Origin of the sequence: Methylobacterium sp. P1-11 (assembly GCF_008329595.1) — a bacterium.
In the GTDB taxonomy this organism is placed as follows: domain Bacteria; phylum Pseudomonadota; class Alphaproteobacteria; order Rhizobiales; family Beijerinckiaceae; genus Methylobacterium.
In genome coordinates this window covers 1-1,323 of sequence record NZ_NPKS01000089.1, presented here as the reverse complement: position 1 = coordinate 1,323, position 1,323 = coordinate 1, and the positions used below count along the sequence as shown (strand labels likewise).

Annotated in this window: 2 protein-coding genes; both read left to right on the top strand. The window is 73.7% G+C overall.

What is annotated here, in order from left to right:
• Positions 1-33 precede the first annotated feature (33 nt).
• Positions 34-960: a PhnA-like protein gene (locus CIW48_RS32810; RefSeq protein WP_149314507.1), complete on the top strand. Its 927-nt coding sequence runs from the start codon at positions 34-36 to the stop codon at positions 958-960.
• Positions 961-1,115: 155 nt separating this feature from the next.
• Positions 1,116-1,319: a CsbD family protein gene (locus tag CIW48_RS32805; RefSeq protein WP_149314506.1), complete on the top strand. Its 204-nt coding sequence runs from the start codon at positions 1,116-1,118 to the stop codon at positions 1,317-1,319.
• Positions 1,320-1,323: the final 4 nt, after the last annotated feature.

Genomic DNA, 1,323 nt, shown 5'->3' with positions numbered 1-1,323 from the left:
GGCTACGAACGGCCGACTACCCGGAGTGAAAGCGTGACCACGATCCAGACCACGGCGTCCCCTCTCGCCACCGCAGCCGCGCAGGCCGACACGCGTGCCGTGCCGCTCAACCAAGTCTCCTGGGGCGCGATCTTCGCCGGCGCCGTGACCGCGCTGGTCACCCAGGTGATCGTCAACCTCGTCGGCATCGGCGTCGGGCTGGCCTCGGTCGGCACCACCGCCGCCGACAACCCCTCGGCCTCCGCCGTCTCGATGGGCGCGGGCGTGTGGTTCGTCGCCTCCGGCCTCGTCGCCTCCCTGGCCGGCGGCCTCATCGCCGGCCGGCTCTCGGGCAAGACCCTGCCGGGCGCGGCCGCCCTGCACGGGCTGGTCTCCTGGGCGGTGACGACGCTGGTGGTCCTGTACCTGCTGACCTCGGCCGCCAGCGGCCTCGTCGGCGGCACGCTCGGCACGGTCTCGGGCGCGCTCGGCGGCGCCGGCAGCCTCGTCGGCGGCAGCGTCCAGACCGCCGCCCAGGCGGCCGCACCGTCGCTGTCGAAGATCGCCAACCCGCTCGACGGCATCGCGGACAAGGTCCGCCAGCAGACCGCCGGCCAGGATCCGCAGGCGGCCCGCGACGCAGCGGTTGCGGCGATCAAGGCGCTGTTCACCGGGGACGCCGCGCAGAAGCAGCAGGCCGAGGCGCGGGCGGCCGACGCCCTGGCCAAGGCGCAGAACATCCCGGTCGATCAGGCCCGCCAGCAGATCCAGGATTACGAGAAGCAGTACGATCAGGCGGTGGCCACCGCCCAGCAGAAGGCCGAGGCCGCGGCCGTGACGGCGAAGTCTGCGGCCACGCAGGGCGCCTTCTACGCGGCGCTGGCGCTGATCCTGGGCGCGCTCGCCGCCTTCTTCGGCGGCCGCCTGGGCGCGCCGAAGCCCGCGAGCCTGCCGGGCGCCTACGAGACCCGGCGCGTCTGAGCGGCCGCGGCCCGGCCCCGGATCGTTCGACCTCGGATCGTTCGCCCTTATCCCCCTCGGCGCCCGCCACCGTGCGGGGGCCGTCCACCCCGGCGGGCGGAACCTGCCCGACCGGACATCCCGACCCCGACCCCAAACGCCAAGGAGCGCACGCGATGAGCAGCACGACCGACAAGATCAAGGGCCTGGCCAACGAGGCGGTGGGCAACGTCAAGCAGGCGGCCGGCAAGGCGACCGGCAACGACAAGCTGGTGGCCGAGGGCAAGGCGCAGGAGCTGAAGGGCGAGGCGCAGAAGACGGTGGGCGATGTCAAGGACGGCGCCGAAAACCTCGCCGACAAGATCACCGGCACGCACTGACCCC

Excerpts from the sequence above, each read along its gene's own strand:
- CIW48_RS32805 (WP_149314506.1), top strand. The coding sequence starts at position 1,116 with ATGAGCAGCACGACCGACAAGATCAAGGGCCTGGCCAACGAGGCGGTG.